Below are 16,233 nucleotides of genomic sequence, written 5' to 3' on the forward strand. Positions count from 1 at the left end.
CAAGACACTGGGGAGAGCCCAGGAAATGGGGGCGGAGAAAATCCGCGCGCGAGCAGACGGACTCCACGGGGAGACATTCAACGAGATGCCGCGATGCCATCCATTGGCTTGGGGGAGGTCGCTACCGGCCCCTGATGGGCCTGCTCCGGCTCAGGGGGCGCGGGCGAGGTGCTCGGCGATGCGCTCGTTCACGAGACCCGGGTGCGTGATGGGTCCCATGTGGCCGGCCCCCGGGACTTCCACGAGGGTCGCCGACGGTAGGGCCCGGGCGAGCACGGTCACCACCCGGCGTGCGGCGGCGGGAGACTTCTCTCCGTACAACAGGAGCGCGGGCCCGGTGACCTGCGCGTAGTCCTCGGCCGCGGTGCGGTCGAGCATCAGCGAGCGGACCTCCTGGAAGACCTTCCGCCCGACCCGCAGGAATGACTCACGTGACGGAGCGGGCATCGCGCGCCAACTTCCCTCGCCGTTCCAGTAGTCGACGAAGGCTTGCATCCACGCGTCTCCGCCTCCACGCGCTTCGTCCTGGAATTCGGGACGGTTCTCCGAGGCGCGCGCCAGGTCCGCGAGGCCCTCCGCGTCACTCGCCCGGTGGAGGACACCGAAGGCGACCGGATCGAAGACGGCGACCGAGCGCACCCGGTCCGGGTATTTCCGCGCGAGGGTGAGAGCGATCAGCCCTCCATACGAGTGACCGACGAGGTGGGCGGACCTGGGAAGCGACTCGAGCAGGGCGGCGATGGCCTCGACGTCCTGGCTGAAGTCGAAGGGCTTGTCGTCCGGCCAGAGCGGGTTGTCTCCGGAGCCGAGGAAGTCGGGAGCGAACACTCGGTATGCGCTGGCGAGCCGCTCACCGAGCTTCCGCCATTGCCGCGAGGACATGCCCCCGCTGTGCAGGGCCAGGACCGGGTCACCCTGCCCCCAGGATGTGACGGACAGAGACGCTTCACGCATGAGAGTCCTCCTCGGTGAACGACAGGCCCACCGCGCGGCAGGCGGAGAGCATTTCATCGGACAACGCACTGCCCGCGAGCGCGCGGGAGACGGCGACTGCGCCGACCATCAACGCGATGAGCGCGAGCGCCCGCTGCCTCGCGGTGGGCGACGGTTGCCCGTCGAGCTTCTCCTCGAGGACGTCCGCATAGGCGGAGACCTCCTGCACGACGATGGGTTGCACGGTGTCGTGGACGTGCGGGAGCTCGGTCAGCAGGGTGGTCAGGGGACAGCCTGTCTCAGGGTGGTCCCGGTGCGAGCGGCTGATGTAGCTGCGCAGCACCTTCTGCAACCAGACGCGTCCGCGCTCCTCCTCCTCGCCCCGCAGGTGCGGCCGACTGTCGGCGAAGGCCTTGCGGACCACCTCGCCCACGAGCACCTGCTTGGACTTGAAGTGCGCATAGAAGCCGCCCGCGGTGAGCCCCACGGCGGACATCACCGCGTCCACTCCCGTACTCGCGACCCCGCGCTCCCTGAAGAGCCTCGCGGCGGCCTCGATGATCCGCTCTCGCGACTGCTGCTTGTGACCCTGTGGGTATCGCATCACCCGTCATTATATGACGAGCGTTCGTCATTTCAACGCGATCGACCGGCGGGGCCCTCACACCGCCGAGAACCGCTTCGCCAACCGTTGACGCCGGAACTGATCGACGACGAAATCCACGAACGCGCGGGTCTTCGCCGGCAGCAGCTTCTGGCTCGCGAAGTACAGGGAGATGGGACCCGCGTCCGCGTACCACCCTGGCAGGAGCCGGACGAGCTCACCGCTCTCCAGATAGGGCAGGGCGTGCGGCATCACGACCAGTGCGACCCCCAGACCCATGACCGCGCTCCGGGCGAGGGCCTCTGGATCATCCAGGACCACGCGAGGCTTGAGCTCCACCGTGAACGGTTCGCCCGCTGCATTGCGCAAGGCCCACGAGCGAAGCCTTCCGCTCTGGGGCGAGCGCATCACGATGCCATCGAACGACGCCAGGTCCGCTGGCGTGGTGGGCCGTTTCTTGCCTGCCATGTACGACGGGGACGCCGCCGCGACGATATGGACCCTTGCCAGCTCGCGGGCCACGATACCCGGTGTCAGCTCGATGCCAGCGCCGATGGCCGCATCGAAGCCGTTGGCGATCAAATCCACCTGCCGGTTGTCGAACTGCCAATCCGGCACCACGGCGGGATGGCGCGCCAGGAACTCCTGCAGGAGCGGCAGGACGTATTTGAGGCCGAACGAGGGCGACATGCTGACCTTGAGTGTCCCGGAGGGCTGACTCGCGGTGGTGGCCACGTTGGCGATGGCGCCCTGGATGGTGTCCAGCCCGCCACGGACCTCGTGGAGGAAGCGCTCACCGGATTCCGTCAGCGCCAGTCGGCGCGTACTGCGCTGGAACAGCCGAACCCCCAGGTGCGCTTCGAGTGTCGCGACGTTCTTGCTGACCGCGGCGGGCGTCAGGCCGAGCCGTCGCGCCGCGGCCGAGAAGCTGCCTGTCTCCGCGCTGCGGACGAACGATTCGAGATGGCTGAGCGTTTCCATGGAAGTGATTTTCAACCAGGAGTTGAAGGTCATTCAACAGATTCCCCGCTACCGGGTTGCAGGTGCGGAGGCCATTCTTCTCTCCGTCAACGCTGCTCAACCGGAGGTTCATCATGTCGAACGTCTCGAAGACCCAGGTCGCCCCTCGTACCCTTTCGGGCAAGGTTGCCCTCATCACCGGCGGCTCGCGCGGCATCGGCGCGGCCATCGCACAGCGGCTCGCGCGAGACGGCGCGACGGTCGCCATCACCTACACGAGCTCGCCGCAGAAGGCGGGCGAGGTGGCGGCGGCCATCGAGTCCGAGGGCGGGCGGGTGCTCGCCATTCGCGCCGACAGTGCTGACGCCGAGGCCGTCAAGAGCGCGGTCGCCCAGACGGTGAAGGCCTTCGGCCGCCTGGACATCCTCGTCAACAACGCGGGGGTCGCCACCATGGCGCCGATCGATCAGTTCTCGCTAGAGGAGTTCGATCGTCTCATCGCGATCAACGTGAAGGGCCTGTTCGTGGCGACGCAGGAGGCGGTGCGCCACATGGGCGAGGGGGGACGGATCATCAACGTCGGCAGCGTGAACAGCGACTTCATGCCGTTCGCGGGCGGCTCGGTGTATGCGTTGAGCAAGGGGGCCGTCGCTTCCTTCACGCGCGGCCTGGCCCGGGACCTCGGCCCGCGCGGCATCACGGTCAACAACGTGCAGCCCGGCCCCGTCGACACCGACATGAATCCGGCCAAGGGCCCGTTCGCCGACAGCCTGCGGGGTTACATGGCACTCCAGCGCTACGGACAAGGTGAAGAGGTGGCGGGCATGGTGGCCTATCTGGCCAGCCCGGATGCGGCCTTCGTCACTGGTGCCAACCTGAAGATTGACGGTGGTTTTACCGCCTGAGCCCTGTCCCTGCTCGCAATCACCATCACATCGGGCGCCTCGCCAGGCCCTCCGATGAGTGACGGTGGGACCTCACGGGGTCCGCACGCAGTCTCCTGTCCAGGTGAACCGCTGCCCCGCTTCCACCAGCTCAAAGTCCGAGGGCTGGATGGTGCGGAGATCCAACGGGCCGAGCAGCCCGTCCCATTTCGCTTTGGTGAAGCGGTCGCTCTGGGCCGTCAGGGCGATGTTGCCGCCGTCGGCCAGAATCATTCCGTACTTCTGGAGCGCCCGCGCGACGACCTTCGCCCCCGCCGTGGGCAGCGAGTCCACCGGGTAGTTGGCCCTCAACCGCAAGCGCGCTCCGTAGGGGGGCGCGTTCGTACCGCCACTCGCGGCTCGCGTTGCGTGCGTCGCCGGGTGCACGTACGTCACGTTGCGGATGCGATCGTTCGGCAGGATGAAGCGGATGGCGTGTTTGATTTCACCGGCCGCCACCTCGTCGGCATCGAAGAGCAGCGGGGTGATGGGCAGCCCCGCGGCGTCCGCGCTCGAGCACTGCTCGCCACGCCCCTGCGCCGGGTAGACGCGGTTGAGATTCCAGACCGCCAGGCAGCCTCCCCGGTACGTGCTGCCGGAGATGTCCGCACGCCACTGCTCGAAGAGCTGGCGCGTCGGCCGGTGGATGACGATGAGGTGGCAGTCCCCATCACCCGTGCAGCTGTAGCCCTCCTCTCCCTCGAGGGCGCCCCCCGTGGGGACCGGGACGGCCGTGTCATCACACTCGGTCTCGTAGAAGTCATCGGTCTTCTGGAACGAACGCATCGGGGCGTCGTCCGTGCAGAGCACCTCGATGGAGAAGTCGATCTGCATGCGCCCGGCGCCCCAGCCGCGAGACTGCATGTATGAGATGACCGCGCTGGACTGGGCATCCACCGGCGCCGAGGAGATGTCTTTGTTCCATGGGGCCTCGGGAGGGAACAGGGGCTTGCGGCAGAGCTCCGTGTTGCCCGGATCCGGAATGAGCCCGCCCCCATCGCCCGTCGAGGACTTGTCACCACATCCCACGGTGAGCAGCATGGCCATCAGGATAGGGCTTGTTCGTGATGCGTATCCACCAGGGGGAAGAAGTGAGATCGAGAGCATGAATCCCTCCAGTTGAGGAGTGATGAGCGATTCCGTCTAGAGGAAGGAGAAGGAGTCCACCACCTTCCGGAAGAGCTCGTCCGAGTCCGAGTTCTGCGTTCCGAGCAGCTGAAACACCTTGTCGTGGGTGACGAAGAGGCGAGCCGAGACGCGCAAGCCCTGCTGCGAGGTCGCATTGAACTCCAAGCCGGGGCAGGTGCCATGCGGGCAGGGGACCTCCACGCGTCGCTCGCTCGACAGCGTGCCGCCCAGCTCCTCCCGGGCACTCTTGCTCGTCGATTCGAGAATGGTATCCGGCACCTGGGTGCACAGCTTCTCCGGGCAGCGCGTCACCCTCACCATGAAGGTGCCTCCGGGATGTGTGGCCACCCACATGGAGTCGATGTCTCCAGCCCCCGGGGGCGTCAGGTACCGGGCCGGCGCTGGCAGGGAGACCTGGAAGCCATGCTGCTTCGAGACGAGGGGTGTCCACTGTTCAGCCGTGGGGGCGGTCCCACCCGATGCAGCGGGGGCGCTGGCGGGCTCGGACATGAGAATCCAGGGGACCACCGCCATCACCGCGAAGGCCCCCAGCGGCAGGACCCACGGCGGGAGGCGAGGGAGTCTCCTCGCGGCTTTCTTCTGTTTCTTCTTCATCGCGCCAGTCTACGCCTCTCTGCTTCCACCACGGCTGGTAACCTCCGGGCCGAGCAGGTGGGCGCCCTCGGGTCCCCACCCGCGCCCCTACCAGGGAGTCCCATGAGCAACGAATCGGACCCGGAAGACCGCCGCGTTCCTCGCGAGAGCCGGCTGAGGCAGGAGCACCGGGAGTCCATCCTGCGCGCACTGAAGGAGGTGCATGCCCGCGTGCACGAGGCCGAGCCCGACGGCGCGAGCCCGAAGCTGTCGCAGGGCTGGGTGGACCGTCGGCGGTTGTTGCTGGTGGACCTGGCGCTCAACCTCTGTGAGGAAGCGGTGCGGGGCGAGACGCTGGGCACGCGCGAGCTGGCCGAGCAGCTGCACTCCGTGCTGTGCGTGGCGAAGGACCTGGCTCCGGGTCACGCCATCGAGAAGGCGGCGGAGCTCATGCTCGAGGCGCTCGGAGAGGGTGAGCCGGGCCTCGTGGTGGATTGAGCCTCAGTATCCCGGAGGCTTGCGGAACTCGCCCGTCACCTCCACGAGGGACTCGGAGAGGGCGAGCAGCTCCTCGTCGAGCCACCGGCGGCCCACCACCTGGATGCCCAGAGGTAGGGGCGAGTCCACCAGTCCGTTGAGGGGCAACACCACCACCGGGTGGCCGGTGAGGTTGAAGACGGAGGTGAAGCCACACGTGCCAGCCATGTACGGCACCTTCTGCCCATCCACGTCGAGCCACTCGCCACTGCGCCGGTGGGTGAAGGCCTGGCCCACGGTGGTGGGACACAGCCATGCATCCCACTCGGACAGAAAGGACTCCACCTGCCCGGTGATGCGGTCGTGGATGGCGAGCGCTTCGATGTACTCGGGCATCGATGCCTGCATCCCGCGCACGACGCCGCGGTTGAGCGCCGCATCCCCGCGCATGGCGTTGAAGCGCACGGAGATGGCGAAGCGCGCCAATGCCTGCATCTCCGAGCCCACCTCCGCGCCCAGCACGCGGCCCCACACGTCCCATAGCTCGTCGTAGTCCAGCCCGGGGGGCCCTCGGCGCTCCACCTGACAGCCGAGCCCCTCGAGCGTGCGCGCGAGCTTCTCCAGCGCTGTGCGCGTCTCGCGGGTGACGGGCAGGCCGCCGAAGTCATCCGTCCAGGCGAAGCGGTAGGAGCGCAGCTCGCGCGGGGCCACGTCCCTCAGTGGCACGGGGGGCACGTCCCAGTCCTTGTCATCCGGGCCCGCGAGCAGCCGGAACCCCAGCTGCAGGTCCTTCACGCAGCGTGCGAGCGGCCCGGCGGCGCCCTCGTAGCGCACCCCGCGAGGGCGGCCCGGCATGGGGGGGATGTGGCCGGAGATGGGGACGCGGTGCTCGGTGGGCTTGAAGCCGAAGATGCCGCAGTAGTGCGAGGGGACGCGGATGGAGCCGGCCAGGTCGCTGCCCACCTCGAAGGGGGACATGCCCGAGGCCACCGCCGCCGCGCCACCGCCGGTGCTGCCTCCGGGCGTGCGCGACTCGTCCCACGGGTTGTTGGCCCGCCCGAAGAGGTGTCCGCTCGTCTGCAAGTCCAGCGTGAGCGTGGGCAGGTTCGTCTTCCCCAGGAGGATGGCGCCCGCGGCCTTCAGGCGCGCCACCACGGTGGCGTCCTGCGCGGGGATGTAGTTGCGCAGCCGCTTGTAGCTGCTGGTGGTGCGCACCCCCGCCGTCATGAAGGAGTCCTTGATGGTGACCGGCACCCCGTGCAGCGGGCCCCAGGACTCGCCGCGGGCGGTGGCCTCGTCGGCGGCGCGGGCGCGGGCGAGGGCGCGCTCCTCGTCCAGCGTGACGAGGGCGTTGAGGCGCGAGTTGTGGCGGGACACCTGGGTGAGGTGGGCCTCCAGCAGCTCGCGTGCCGACACCTCGCGGCTTCTCACCAGGGCCGCGAGCCGGTGGGCCGGAAGGAAGTTGAGCTCCTGCATAAGGCGCCGTCCTCCGCGCAATCTGCGCTGCGTCGTGGACTGCAAAAGCTAGACACGGGCCACACCGGCTCCGTCACCCACGCCCCCGAGTCTCCCCCAGCCGTTCACCACATGGCGGAGCATGCGGGGGGGCCCGTTGGCGGCGGACACTCGGCGGGTGGGGCGAGGTCCGGCGATACCCGGAGCGGGTAGGGCACACCCCCCATCAATCCGTTCCGGTGCCCCTCGGGGTCCATTATCCTCCATGTCCTCAGGAGGAAGCATGGAGAGCCAGGAGGGCATGAAGGCCGAGCGGGCGCGCAACTTCATGGCGCTGATGGACCGCATCCGCATCATCGACGACGAGGCGGCCGAGCGGGCGTTGCTCGACGAGCTCACCCGGCCCGGGCGCCCCTTCATCCTCTCCTTCGTCAACGCGCACGCGGTGAACCTGGGGTGGAACCAGCCGGGGATGCTGGACGGGCTGTTGAGCTCGGACATGCTGCTGCGCGACGGCATCGGGGTGAAGCTGGGCATGAGGGCCTTCAGCCGGCCGTACGGGCTGAACATGAATGGCACGGACTTCATCCCCAAGATTGCCCGTGCGTACGCGGGGAAGCGGGCGGCGCTCTTCGGCACGCGCTCGCCGTGGTTGGACAACGCGCGGCGCACGCTGGAGGAGTGGGGGCTGACCATCGTCGCGAGCCAGGAGGGGTTCGACCCGCCGGAGACGTACGTGCGCCTGGCCACCGAGACGAAGCCGGACCTCATCCTCATGGCCATGGGCATGCCGAAGCAGGAGGCGGTCTCCGTGCAGCTGCGCGAGGCCCTCGCGCACCCGGTGCTCATCGTGAATGGGGGCGCCATCCTGGACTATATCGGCGGCAAGGTGCCGCGGGCGCCGCTCGTCATGCGCAAGGTGGGAATGGAGTGGTTGTTCCGCCTGGCGGTGGAGCCCAAGCGGCTGTTCAGCCGCTACGTCATCGGCATTCCCGTCTACTTCTCCCACGTGGCCGAGGTCCGGTTGTCCGGTAGTGGAGACCAGTCGGGCGGGCGGGCGGTGCGCTAGCGCGTTTGCCCCGAGGCCCGGCGTGGGCCTCTTGTGGGCGGTCGGGAATTCTGCGTTGCTCATGGGCGGACATGGACTCCGCCAAAGCCGCCCATCAGGCCTTCCTTCGCACCAAGACCTTCGGAGCCCTGGACGGGCTCCGGGCCCTCGCCATCTTCGCCGTGGTGCTCTACCACGTGCTGGAAGCGCGCGAGGGGCTCGTGGGCCGCTTCTACCTGAGCGTCTCGCTCTTCTTCTCCATCAGCGGCTTCCTCATCACCACGCTGCTGTTGCGCGAGCGCGAGACCACGGGGACCATCTCCCTCAAGGGCTTCTACGCGCGGCGCTCGCTGCGCATCTTCCCGCTCTACTACGCGGTGACGTGCCTCTACATCGCCCTGGTGTCCGTGTTCGAGCACGACCCGGTGGTGCGCGGCGCCTTCTTCGACAACGTGAAGTACTACCTCACGTACACGTCGAACTGGTTCATCAAGCTGGAAGAGGGGCGCATCATCTTCTACTTCGCGTGGTCCATGGCCACCGAGGAGCAGTTCTACCTGATGTGGCCCTTCGTGGTGCGCGCCTTCAAGACGCCGTGGGGGCCGGTGGCCTTCATGTCGGGGCTGCTCGCGGTGGGCATCTTCATGGGCTGGGCGGTGAAGACGGGCTTCCTGGACACGCACCACCTGTGGGTGCGCATCCTCGCGAGCATCTCCGTCTCCGTCTGCATGGGGTGCCTGTCGGCGTACCTCACGCACTACCCGAAGACGTTCGAGTGGACGTGGAAGGTGCTCGGGCAGGTGTGGAGCGTGCCCCTCATCGTCGTGCTGGTGTTCTTCGCCATCTACAACTACGACACGCCGCTGTGGCTCTCGTCGCTGCTGCTCACGGCGATGGTGATTGCCATGTGCATCCGGCCCCACCACGTGCTGGCGCCGTTCGTGGACCACCCGTGGCTGCGCTACGTGGGCTCCATCACCTACGGCATCTACCTGATGCACATGATTTCGCTGAACATCGTGCGCCGGGTGGTGCCGCACAACCTGGCGCTGTACTACGTGTTGACGCTGGCGCTGAGCATCGGCCTGGCGACGCTGAGCTACCGCTACTTCGAGAAGCCCTTCCTGAAGCTGAAGAACCGCTTCGACTGGCGTGAGAAGAAGGCGCAGCCGGCCGCCGAGCCGGTGGCGAGCACCCCGGTCAGCCCGGGTTGAGAGACACACGAGGATTCCGCACATGACTACGCAGGCCCGTCCTCCCATTCTGCTGACGATGGCCGATTACTACGGCACGCTCGCCGCGGTGCGCTGCCTGGGCCGTCTGGGCATTCCCGTCACCGTGGCCGAGTCCAAGCTGCTGGCGCCCGCGCGCTGGAGCCGGTACGTGACGCGGCGGGTGGAGTGCCCGGACGTGGGCGACTCGGACGCCTTCCTGGAGTGGCTGCTGCGCTTCGGCGAGGCCGAGCCGGGGCACGTGCTGTACCCGACGAGCGATGACATGGCGTGGCTGTTCGCCCTGCGCCGCGAGGAGCTGAGCAAACACTTCCGCATGTTCCAGCCGGACGTGGACGTCATCTACGGGCTGCTCAACAAGAAGCGGCTCCACGACCTGTGCAAGGAAGTGGGGCTGGACGTGCCGGACACGTGGTTCCCCGAGGGCGAGGCGGACCTGGAGAAGGTGGCGGCCCAGGCGCGCTTCCCGGTGCTGCTCAAGCCGCAGACGCAGATTCTCTTCGAGAGCCACGTGAAAGGCTCGCAGGTGGAGCGCGCGAGCGAGCTGTTGCCGCGCTACCGCGAGTTCCTGGAGCGCAACAAGTACGGGCGCAAGCTGCTGGACTACGACAGCAAGGCGAACCGGCCGATGGTGCAGGCCTTCTACACGGAGGCGGCGCAGAACATCTTCAGCCTGAGCGGCTTCGTGGACCGGACGGGCGAGCTGTTCGTGGCGCGCGGGGCGGTGAAGGTGTTGCAGCGTCCGCGCAAGCTGGGCATCGGCCTGTGCTTCGAGGAGGTGCCGGTGGACGCGGCGCTCGCGGAGAAGGTGCGGGTGCTGTGCAAGAAGCTGGGCTACCACGGCACGTTCGAGGTGGAGTTCATCCGCGCCGGTGGGAAGCAGCTGCTCATCGACTTCAACCCGCGCTTCTACAGCCAGATGGGCTTCGACATCGCGAGGGGGAGTCCGCTGCCGCTGTTCGTGTACGAGGCGGCGTGTGGCCACGAGGAGCAGCTGGGCGCGATAGCGCAGGATGCGCTCGGGTGGAAGGGTGGGGGCCAGTACATCTACTGCCACCGGGGCATCTTCGAGCTGCTGTTGAGGGCACAGGGACTGTCGGGCCGGCTGACGGCGGACGAGGTGAAGCACTGGCGCGAGTGGTACGCGCGCAACCGGGAGCGGGCGGTGGACGCGGTGATGGACACGGGGGACTGGGTGCCGTGGATGGTGGACGTGGCCATGCACCTGCGCTCGTACGCGAGGCACCCGCGCGGCTTCATCCGCACCATGGTGTTGGACCGGTAGACGCGCCCTTCGCGCCGCCGTTCATGCATTTGGACGCGGGTTCGATTCCCACCGCCTCCACACTCAGAAGCTCAGCAATCCCGAGGGGTTGCTGGGCTTTTTCTTTGCCCCCGTTTCCTCATGTGCCCTCAGTGTGCCCCTTCGGCGCTTCTGGCCGGAGCGGCTTGGAGCTGGGGCACAGGAAGGTCGAGCTGCTGCACGGCGCTCGCCCGTACCTCGGGGGACAGGTGCGCATAGCGCTCTGTCATCTCGATGGTCGCGTGTCCCATCAGCTCCTGGATCGCCTTGAGCGGCACGCCACGCATCGCGAGATGGCTCCCGTAGGTGTGCCGCAGGTCGTGCCACCCGATGCGGCCCTGCTCGCGGCAGATGTCCGCCTCGCGAAGCGCGCGCTCCAGAGGGCCCTTCATGGTCCCGTTCGTGTGCGGCTGCCCGTCTGCCTGACAGAACACGTAGGGACCGCGCAGATGCCGGTGAGCCTTGAGCGCTTCCAGGGCCGAGCCCGGCAGATCGACCGTCCGCTCGCGCCCGCCCTTGGGAAGCCCCGTCACACCGCGCCAGATGGTCCGCCGGACGTGCAGCTTGCCGCGCTGCAAGTCCACGTCGCCCCACTGGAGCCCGATCAGCTCGCCTTGCCGCAGTCCCGTCTTGAGCGCCACGAGGACAACCGGGCGCCAGTCAGGGACAGCGGCAGCGACAACCCTCTCGGCTTCCTCAAAGTTGAGAAAGTCAAACGCCGCCTTAGCAGTCTTGAAGAGCTTGACGCGCGGAACGTGCGCGATGATGCCGTGCTCCTGTGCCAGCGACAGCATCTTACGAAGCACCGTTAGCGCGTTGTTGATTGTCTTGAGGCTCAGAAGCGCGGGCTGGATGTCCTTACGCTTGCGAATGGCTGCCTTCGTGGGGGCATCCTTCCGGGCGCGGGCTCCCGACGTCTTCTTGCGCATAGCCGCTTTGAAATCCTCGATCTCAGCCAGACCGATGGAGTCCAACGGCATACGACCAAGAGCCGGAATCACATGCTGGTCGAGGATTTGGCGCTTGGAGACAACGCTTGAATATCTGTTGTTGTTCTCGCTGTACGTGAGGAAGCGCGGGACAAACTCTTCGACCGTAGGCATCCGGCCCGCCTCGCTCTGTTTCTCCTTTCCGAAGGAACCCGTCAGGAGTGCATGGCGGATTTGACGCTCGTACTCTTCAGCGCCCCGGCGAGTGTTGATAGGCGATGCCTTGCGCACGCGCTCAACCCTCCCGCTTGGGTGCTGATACTTGACGTCGACCCACCACGCTTCCTGCACCTTGCCCTCCTTCGTCTTCCACTGCCGCAGTCTGACGCTCATGGTTTCTTTCCAAGCGCGGGACTGCTGTTACCCGGCGTCCAGGATAGCAGAACGCTCCGGCGAAGTCGGACAGTTCGACCAAGGTGGACCGCCCCCGGCACCTCGCCGCGCCGGATCGACTCGTAGAGCGTCTTCCGGTTCACGCGCAGGAGAGCGGCGACTTCCTCGACCGTCAGGAATTCGGGCGCGTTGGAGCCCGCTTCGGTGGGCGTGGGCATGTTTGGGGCTGGCGACAAGGTGGGCTTTTCCACAGCGCCTAAATGAGTGCGGATTCCTGATGTGGCCCAGGTCGGCAGCGGAAGAGGAAATCGGCAGGTGTCACGCCGTCATGTCACACGAGCCGATCCCAACAATCCTATAGCCCTATACCTCATGTATACTCATATGCTACTCCTACATGACTTTTTTCTATAGGAAGTTATAGATTGAGAGAATGACGGCATGACAACGTGACGCCTTGCCGGGTCTGGGGGCTTGGTGCCTTGAACGGCAGGCAGCCTCGCCGGGGAGAAGTGGCTCACGTCATGCGGCTTTGAGCTGGTTTCCTAAACCTCCATAGCCTTCTACCTCATATATGTATATATATTCTCCTGTACTACACGACCTTCTTCGTATGGGGTTTATAGATTCAGGTCGTGACGGCTTGATCGCGTGCCAGTGCTAGCGTTTCCCTCAGTGTGCCGCGCCTGGAAGGGCGCCCCCCCGGCAAGTTTTTCCGATGCGGGGCCGCTCTCAACCTTGCTCGGAGGTCGCACACGCTGAGAAAATTTCCAAAAAATCTCGCGGGCCCTGTTTGTTTTGCCGCCCGTCCCCCCCGAAATCTTGCCGAAACGGCCCCCATAACCGGCTAGATGCGGCTGCGTCGGCTACGAGCAGAGCAGGCACACGTCGGCACGCTCCACGCCCCCCCGTGCCGCTGCTCGCGTCCAGGTACCTTCCCACAACTCTGCGCGCCGGTTGTTGCCCCCCTGGAGCCCGCCGCAGGACCGCCGCGCTGTTTCTCGTGCTCCCCGCCCCCCCAAGGGGTCCCGAGGCATCGGCTGCGGCGCTCCTGGAGCCCGCCAGAGGCCCACCGTGCCGTTTCTCGCGTCCAGGTGGCCCCAACCCGCCCCGGCGATCCGGCTGCGGCGCTCCTGGAGCCCGCCACGGCCCCGATAAGCCCTGCTCGTGCCCCCGTGTCGATGGACCCCCCGGGCTTCGGCTGCCGTTCCCCACCTGGAGCCCTCCACGGCCCCGCTAGGCCCCGCTCGTGCCCCCATTCCGTTGACCCAGGGCTTCGGCTGCCGTCTCGCCCCCTCCTGGAGCCAGCCAGAGGCCAGCCGCTCTGTTTCTCGCGTCCAGGTGACCCCTCCTGACCCGAGCATGGGCTGCGGCGCTCCTGGCGCCCGCCACGGCGCGAACGTGGGGCCGTGGCTGCCTCTCCTCCGCTTGGTGTCCGCCTACTGGATTGAGCTGCTGGTACGTGCGGCAGCGCTGAGGTATCCCACGTTGGCCCGCGTCCTTCTCAAGCGTCCGAGCTTCGGCAGTCGCGCTGCTGTCAGCTCCACCGCGCCCGAGCTGCTGCTGCACCCGGGCTCATGCCAGGCATCCTCCCTGCCGTGTTCAGCCTGAAGGCCCCTTCCGTGTGCCCGGTTCGGCTGCCTGCTTAGCGGGCTGGCCTGGACGCTTGATTGTGTCCACCACTGAAGCAAGCGCGCGTGCGTGCTAGTGATAGCTCGTTCTCTGCGGTGCACATAGGAGCGAGAGGTGGAGATCAAGGACTTGGCAGGTGTGTCGGGGCCGGTTGAAAAACTCGTGCAGGTCGTTGCGGATGGCATTGGCGCCATCGCATACCCTTGGATTGTCCGGCGAGAGGCAAGGGCAATCGCGGATGCACAGAAAATCCTTGCCGACGGCGGGCTCGCTTTCGAGTCCGCAACGATGAAGAGCCTCCCGGCACAGATTGCTTCACGCATCACCTATCAGGAGGCAAAGCGCCAGAATAATCTTCTGAAGATCGTCGACGAGGCACGCAAGGCGCTGCCCGAAAACGTTTCACAAGAGCCTGTTGATCCGGATTGGGGAAATAGGTTCTTCGCGGGAGCACAAGAAATATCCAATGAACAGATGCAGCAACTATGGGGACGGCTACTCGCTGGAGAGGTGGCTCGACCAGGATCCGTTTCACCTCGGACCCTCGACCATCTCCGCAATATGACCAGCTCTGATGCTAAACTGTTCTCGAAGCTGTGTGAATTTGCCTTTGAGTCTGACACGGGGGAGGTGTTCGTACTGGATGTGCAGCATGGTCGGGTTCCAGCTGCGGGTGGCGAGCTTGGCGAGGTGCCGATTTATGCTTTTCAGTGTCCAGGCCTGCCCAAGCTCATGTCGGCATACGCGGCGCAGGGGTTGAGCGAATCAAGCCTTCGGCTGCTTGCTGAGCTGGATCTGATTGGCGCCGTGCCAGGGGATGCGATTGTCTTCAGAAGAGAAGGCAAGTCCGCTTTCGAGTTCGCGATTCAGAGCGGCAGTCGGGCGCTGCGTGTGACGTGCGAACGCCAAGAAGGCTATGGCTATCTCACTCTCCCTGTGGTGCGTCTGACTCGCGTGGGGCGTGAGTTGTTTCGCCTGCACCGTCCAGGTGTGGCACCCGACTTCGACGCGGCAATCGTCGAGCTTTTTCATGACGTGGGATTCCGAGCGAGCTGGCAGCCCATCCCTTCACGCTCAGGACCGGCAGTTTGACTTTGACGTAACAGGGGGGCTCCGCCTGCTCACCGGGTACGTGCTCCCGAGCAGGCCGGAGCGCCCCGAGAAGTGGTCCCCCGCCGCACCTGAGCCCGGTAGCCGTGCCGTTGGTGCCCTTCACGGCACGCGCTGCCGCAGCTCCGCGACATGAGCCGCACGCGAGCAGGAGAGGACCGCGCCCGGGTTGCTGGCGCCTTCGTCGCCTCCCGTCCCTGAGCGTGCCGCCCTACACCCTCGACTCGCGCTGTGGATGCGCTTGCGGTTCTTAAGGATGCCTCACTGACACCTTCCGCGCCCCTCGCTGTCGCAGCTCGCCTGCCCTCGCTGCTGCCGCGTCCTGAATCCTTCGCCATGCCTCGCACCTTTCATCGCGCCCGCTGCTCGTAGGCCTGGCCCTGAAATCACAGGCCATCCCGAACCGCTGCGAATGAATGCACGACAGCCCCGCGCCTTGCGGAGTCACGTGGCGCCACACGCCGCGCACCAGCGGCCAAGATAACACATACATGTCTGGAACAAATCTTTACCGTTTTCCACGATTCGGGCCTAACCAAGCTTTCCCTGACAGATCTGTTTCAGACCTGTTCGGTAGTCCGGGGCTTCCCACGTTCGCGTGGCTGTGTTACCTATCCGGCCGCGTCGTCGTTTAACTAACTACTGCACTGGAGGTGCCTCCATGCCGAGCGAACAGGTTTCGCGTCGGAGGTGGATTCGTGTTGCCTGCTTTTCGGCTCGTGCGCCGCTGAGCTTGCTTGTGATGCTGGCGGTGCTCGCGTCCTGCCCGGTCGCGTACGCGAGCCATCCTTCCTCGGATGCGCTTGCCGCTACCCGTGACGCGCTGGCGGGCCTGGACGAGTTTGGCGCGCTGCTGCTGGGGGCCGGGCTGCCCATTGAAGCCATCCCCCAGGGGCGGAGCCTGTCGCCTGTGCAAGCCGAGCGTCTGCGCCGGCACTTCTCGATCCTGCCGTACCTGCCCCAGCAGTACTCGCCGCGCTTTGTTGCCCACGAACTGCTACGCTACGTCGAGCAGCACGGGGAAGAGGTGTCCCGTTGGGACTTGAGCCGGATGGTTCAGGCGTATCGGAGCCTCTTCCTACTCCGGCAGGATGGCTACCTCGCCGCAGCACTCACCGGTGAGCCCTCGATGTGTGTTGGCCCGGTCGAGGTTCGCGACGACGGGGCGGGGGCGTTTGAAATGGGTGTGTTCCACACACGGGCCGACGGCGATAGATGGCGAAGCGCGGACAGCCCCAACCTCGACAAGCTGTAGGGCCGCGTAAGGAGAACACGTCATGGTTGATAAGTCCGGCTCGCGTCTGATGTTTACATCGGAGGGCTTCCGCTATGAGGTTTACGCAACCCAGGTTGCTTTTCGGGATTACGACACGCTTCTTCTCGCGTGGAGACAGCCCGCTGACGGGGGGCCTCGCTCGCAAGTCGTTCTCAAGCCCTTGCAGGTGTCTTCAGACCGCGAGCGGGAGGAGCGTGCTTGGGAAGAGGTGCAGCTCGCGACGCATTTGCAACACC

At 66.3% G+C, this 16,233-nt stretch carries 16 protein-coding genes; 8 read left to right on the forward strand and 8 right to left on the reverse strand.

Annotated features, from left to right (window positions below):
• Positions 1–150 precede the first annotated feature (150 nt).
• The 3 genes from DAT35_RS54640 to DAT35_RS54650 are packed head-to-tail and all read right to left on the reverse strand — an operon-like array spanning position 151 to position 2,518.
• Positions 151–954: an alpha/beta fold hydrolase gene (locus DAT35_RS54640; RefSeq protein ID WP_108077429.1), complete on the reverse strand. Its 804-nt coding sequence runs from the start codon at positions 952–954 to the stop codon at positions 151–153.
• Positions 947–1,537 (reverse strand): TetR/AcrR family transcriptional regulator, encoded by a 591-nt coding sequence (locus DAT35_RS54645; protein ID WP_108077430.1) that lies wholly within the window; start codon positions 1,535–1,537, stop codon positions 947–949. The genes DAT35_RS54640 and DAT35_RS54645 overlap by 8 nt, the downstream gene beginning before the upstream one ends.
• 57 nt (positions 1,538–1,594) lie before the next feature.
• Positions 1,595–2,518 carry a LysR family transcriptional regulator gene (locus DAT35_RS54650; protein ID WP_108077446.1) on the reverse strand — a complete coding sequence of 308 codons (924 nt, stop codon included), beginning with the start codon at positions 2,516–2,518 and terminating at the stop codon, positions 1,595–1,597.
• Positions 2,519–2,631: 113 nt separating this feature from the next.
• Here DAT35_RS54650 and DAT35_RS54655 point away from each other — a divergent pair, with 113 nt between their 5' ends.
• Positions 2,632–3,402, forward strand: a complete 771-nt coding sequence (locus DAT35_RS54655) for a 3-oxoacyl-ACP reductase family protein (protein WP_108077447.1) — start codon at positions 2,632–2,634, stop codon at positions 3,400–3,402.
• A 72-nt stretch (positions 3,403–3,474) separates the two neighbouring features.
• On the opposite strand, the gene DAT35_RS54660 is transcribed toward DAT35_RS54655, so the two are convergent.
• Complete coding sequence (locus DAT35_RS54660; RefSeq protein ID WP_233262268.1) at positions 3,475–4,467, reverse strand: hypothetical protein; 993 nt, start codon at positions 4,465–4,467, stop codon at positions 3,475–3,477.
• Between the two features lie 96 nt (positions 4,468–4,563).
• Entirely contained in the window at positions 4,564–5,163 is a 600-nt protein-coding gene (locus DAT35_RS54665) for a hypothetical protein (RefSeq protein ID WP_108077431.1), read from the reverse strand.
• A gap of 102 nt (positions 5,164–5,265) precedes the next feature.
• On the opposite strand from DAT35_RS54665, the gene DAT35_RS54670 reads away from it, so the two are divergent.
• Positions 5,266–5,640: a hypothetical protein gene (locus DAT35_RS54670; RefSeq protein WP_108077432.1), complete on the forward strand. Its 375-nt coding sequence runs from the start codon at positions 5,266–5,268 to the stop codon at positions 5,638–5,640.
• Between the two features lie 3 nt (positions 5,641–5,643).
• On the opposite strand, the gene DAT35_RS54675 is transcribed toward DAT35_RS54670, so the two are convergent.
• Positions 5,644–7,095: an amidase gene (locus tag DAT35_RS54675; protein ID WP_108077433.1), complete on the reverse strand. Its 1,452-nt coding sequence runs from the start codon at positions 7,093–7,095 to the stop codon at positions 5,644–5,646.
• 262 nt (positions 7,096–7,357) lie between these two features.
• Here DAT35_RS54675 and DAT35_RS54680 point away from each other — a divergent pair, with 262 nt between their 5' ends.
• The 3 genes from DAT35_RS54680 to DAT35_RS54690 all read left to right on the forward strand — a co-directional run bounded on the left by DAT35_RS54680 (position 7,358) and on the right by DAT35_RS54690 (position 10,639).
• On the forward strand, positions 7,358–8,143 hold the full coding sequence (locus tag DAT35_RS54680) for a WecB/TagA/CpsF family glycosyltransferase (protein WP_108077434.1): 786 nt from the start codon (positions 7,358–7,360) through the stop codon (positions 8,141–8,143).
• A 71-nt stretch (positions 8,144–8,214) separates the two neighbouring features.
• Positions 8,215–9,336: an acyltransferase gene (locus tag DAT35_RS54685; protein WP_108077435.1), complete on the forward strand. Its 1,122-nt coding sequence runs from the start codon at positions 8,215–8,217 to the stop codon at positions 9,334–9,336.
• Positions 9,337–9,358: 22 nt separating this feature from the next.
• On the forward strand, positions 9,359–10,639 hold the full coding sequence (locus tag DAT35_RS54690) for a carbamoyl-phosphate synthase (protein ID WP_108077436.1): 1,281 nt from the start codon (positions 9,359–9,361) through the stop codon (positions 10,637–10,639).
• A gap of 128 nt (positions 10,640–10,767) precedes the next feature.
• Here the strand turns inward: DAT35_RS54690 and DAT35_RS54695 are convergent, their stop codons facing one another.
• On the reverse strand, positions 10,768–11,979 hold the full coding sequence (locus DAT35_RS54695) for a site-specific integrase (RefSeq protein ID WP_108077437.1): 1,212 nt from the start codon (positions 11,977–11,979) through the stop codon (positions 10,768–10,770).
• Positions 11,976–12,197 carry a helix-turn-helix domain-containing protein gene (locus DAT35_RS54700; protein WP_108077438.1) on the reverse strand — a complete coding sequence of 74 codons (222 nt, stop codon included), beginning with the start codon at positions 12,195–12,197 and terminating at the stop codon, positions 11,976–11,978. The genes DAT35_RS54695 and DAT35_RS54700 overlap by 4 nt, the downstream gene beginning before the upstream one ends.
• A gap of 1,528 nt (positions 12,198–13,725) precedes the next feature.
• On the opposite strand from DAT35_RS54700, the gene DAT35_RS54705 reads away from it, so the two are divergent.
• The 3 genes from DAT35_RS54705 to DAT35_RS61645 form a co-directional block, all read left to right on the forward strand.
• Entirely contained in the window at positions 13,726–14,703 is a 978-nt protein-coding gene (locus DAT35_RS54705; protein ID WP_108077439.1) for a DUF2806 domain-containing protein, read from the forward strand.
• Between the two features lie 679 nt (positions 14,704–15,382).
• Positions 15,383–15,976, forward strand: a complete 594-nt coding sequence (locus DAT35_RS54710) for a hypothetical protein (protein ID WP_146210267.1) — start codon at positions 15,383–15,385, stop codon at positions 15,974–15,976.
• Positions 15,977–15,998: 22 nt separating this feature from the next.
• Positions 15,999–16,233, forward strand: a 235-nt coding sequence (locus DAT35_RS61645; protein ID WP_233262269.1) for a hypothetical protein, incomplete at its 3' end; no start/stop codon positions are given.

The sequence above is a fragment of the Vitiosangium sp. GDMCC 1.1324 genome, from assembly GCF_003044305.1.
GTDB lineage: Bacteria > Myxococcota > Myxococcia > Myxococcales > Myxococcaceae > Archangium.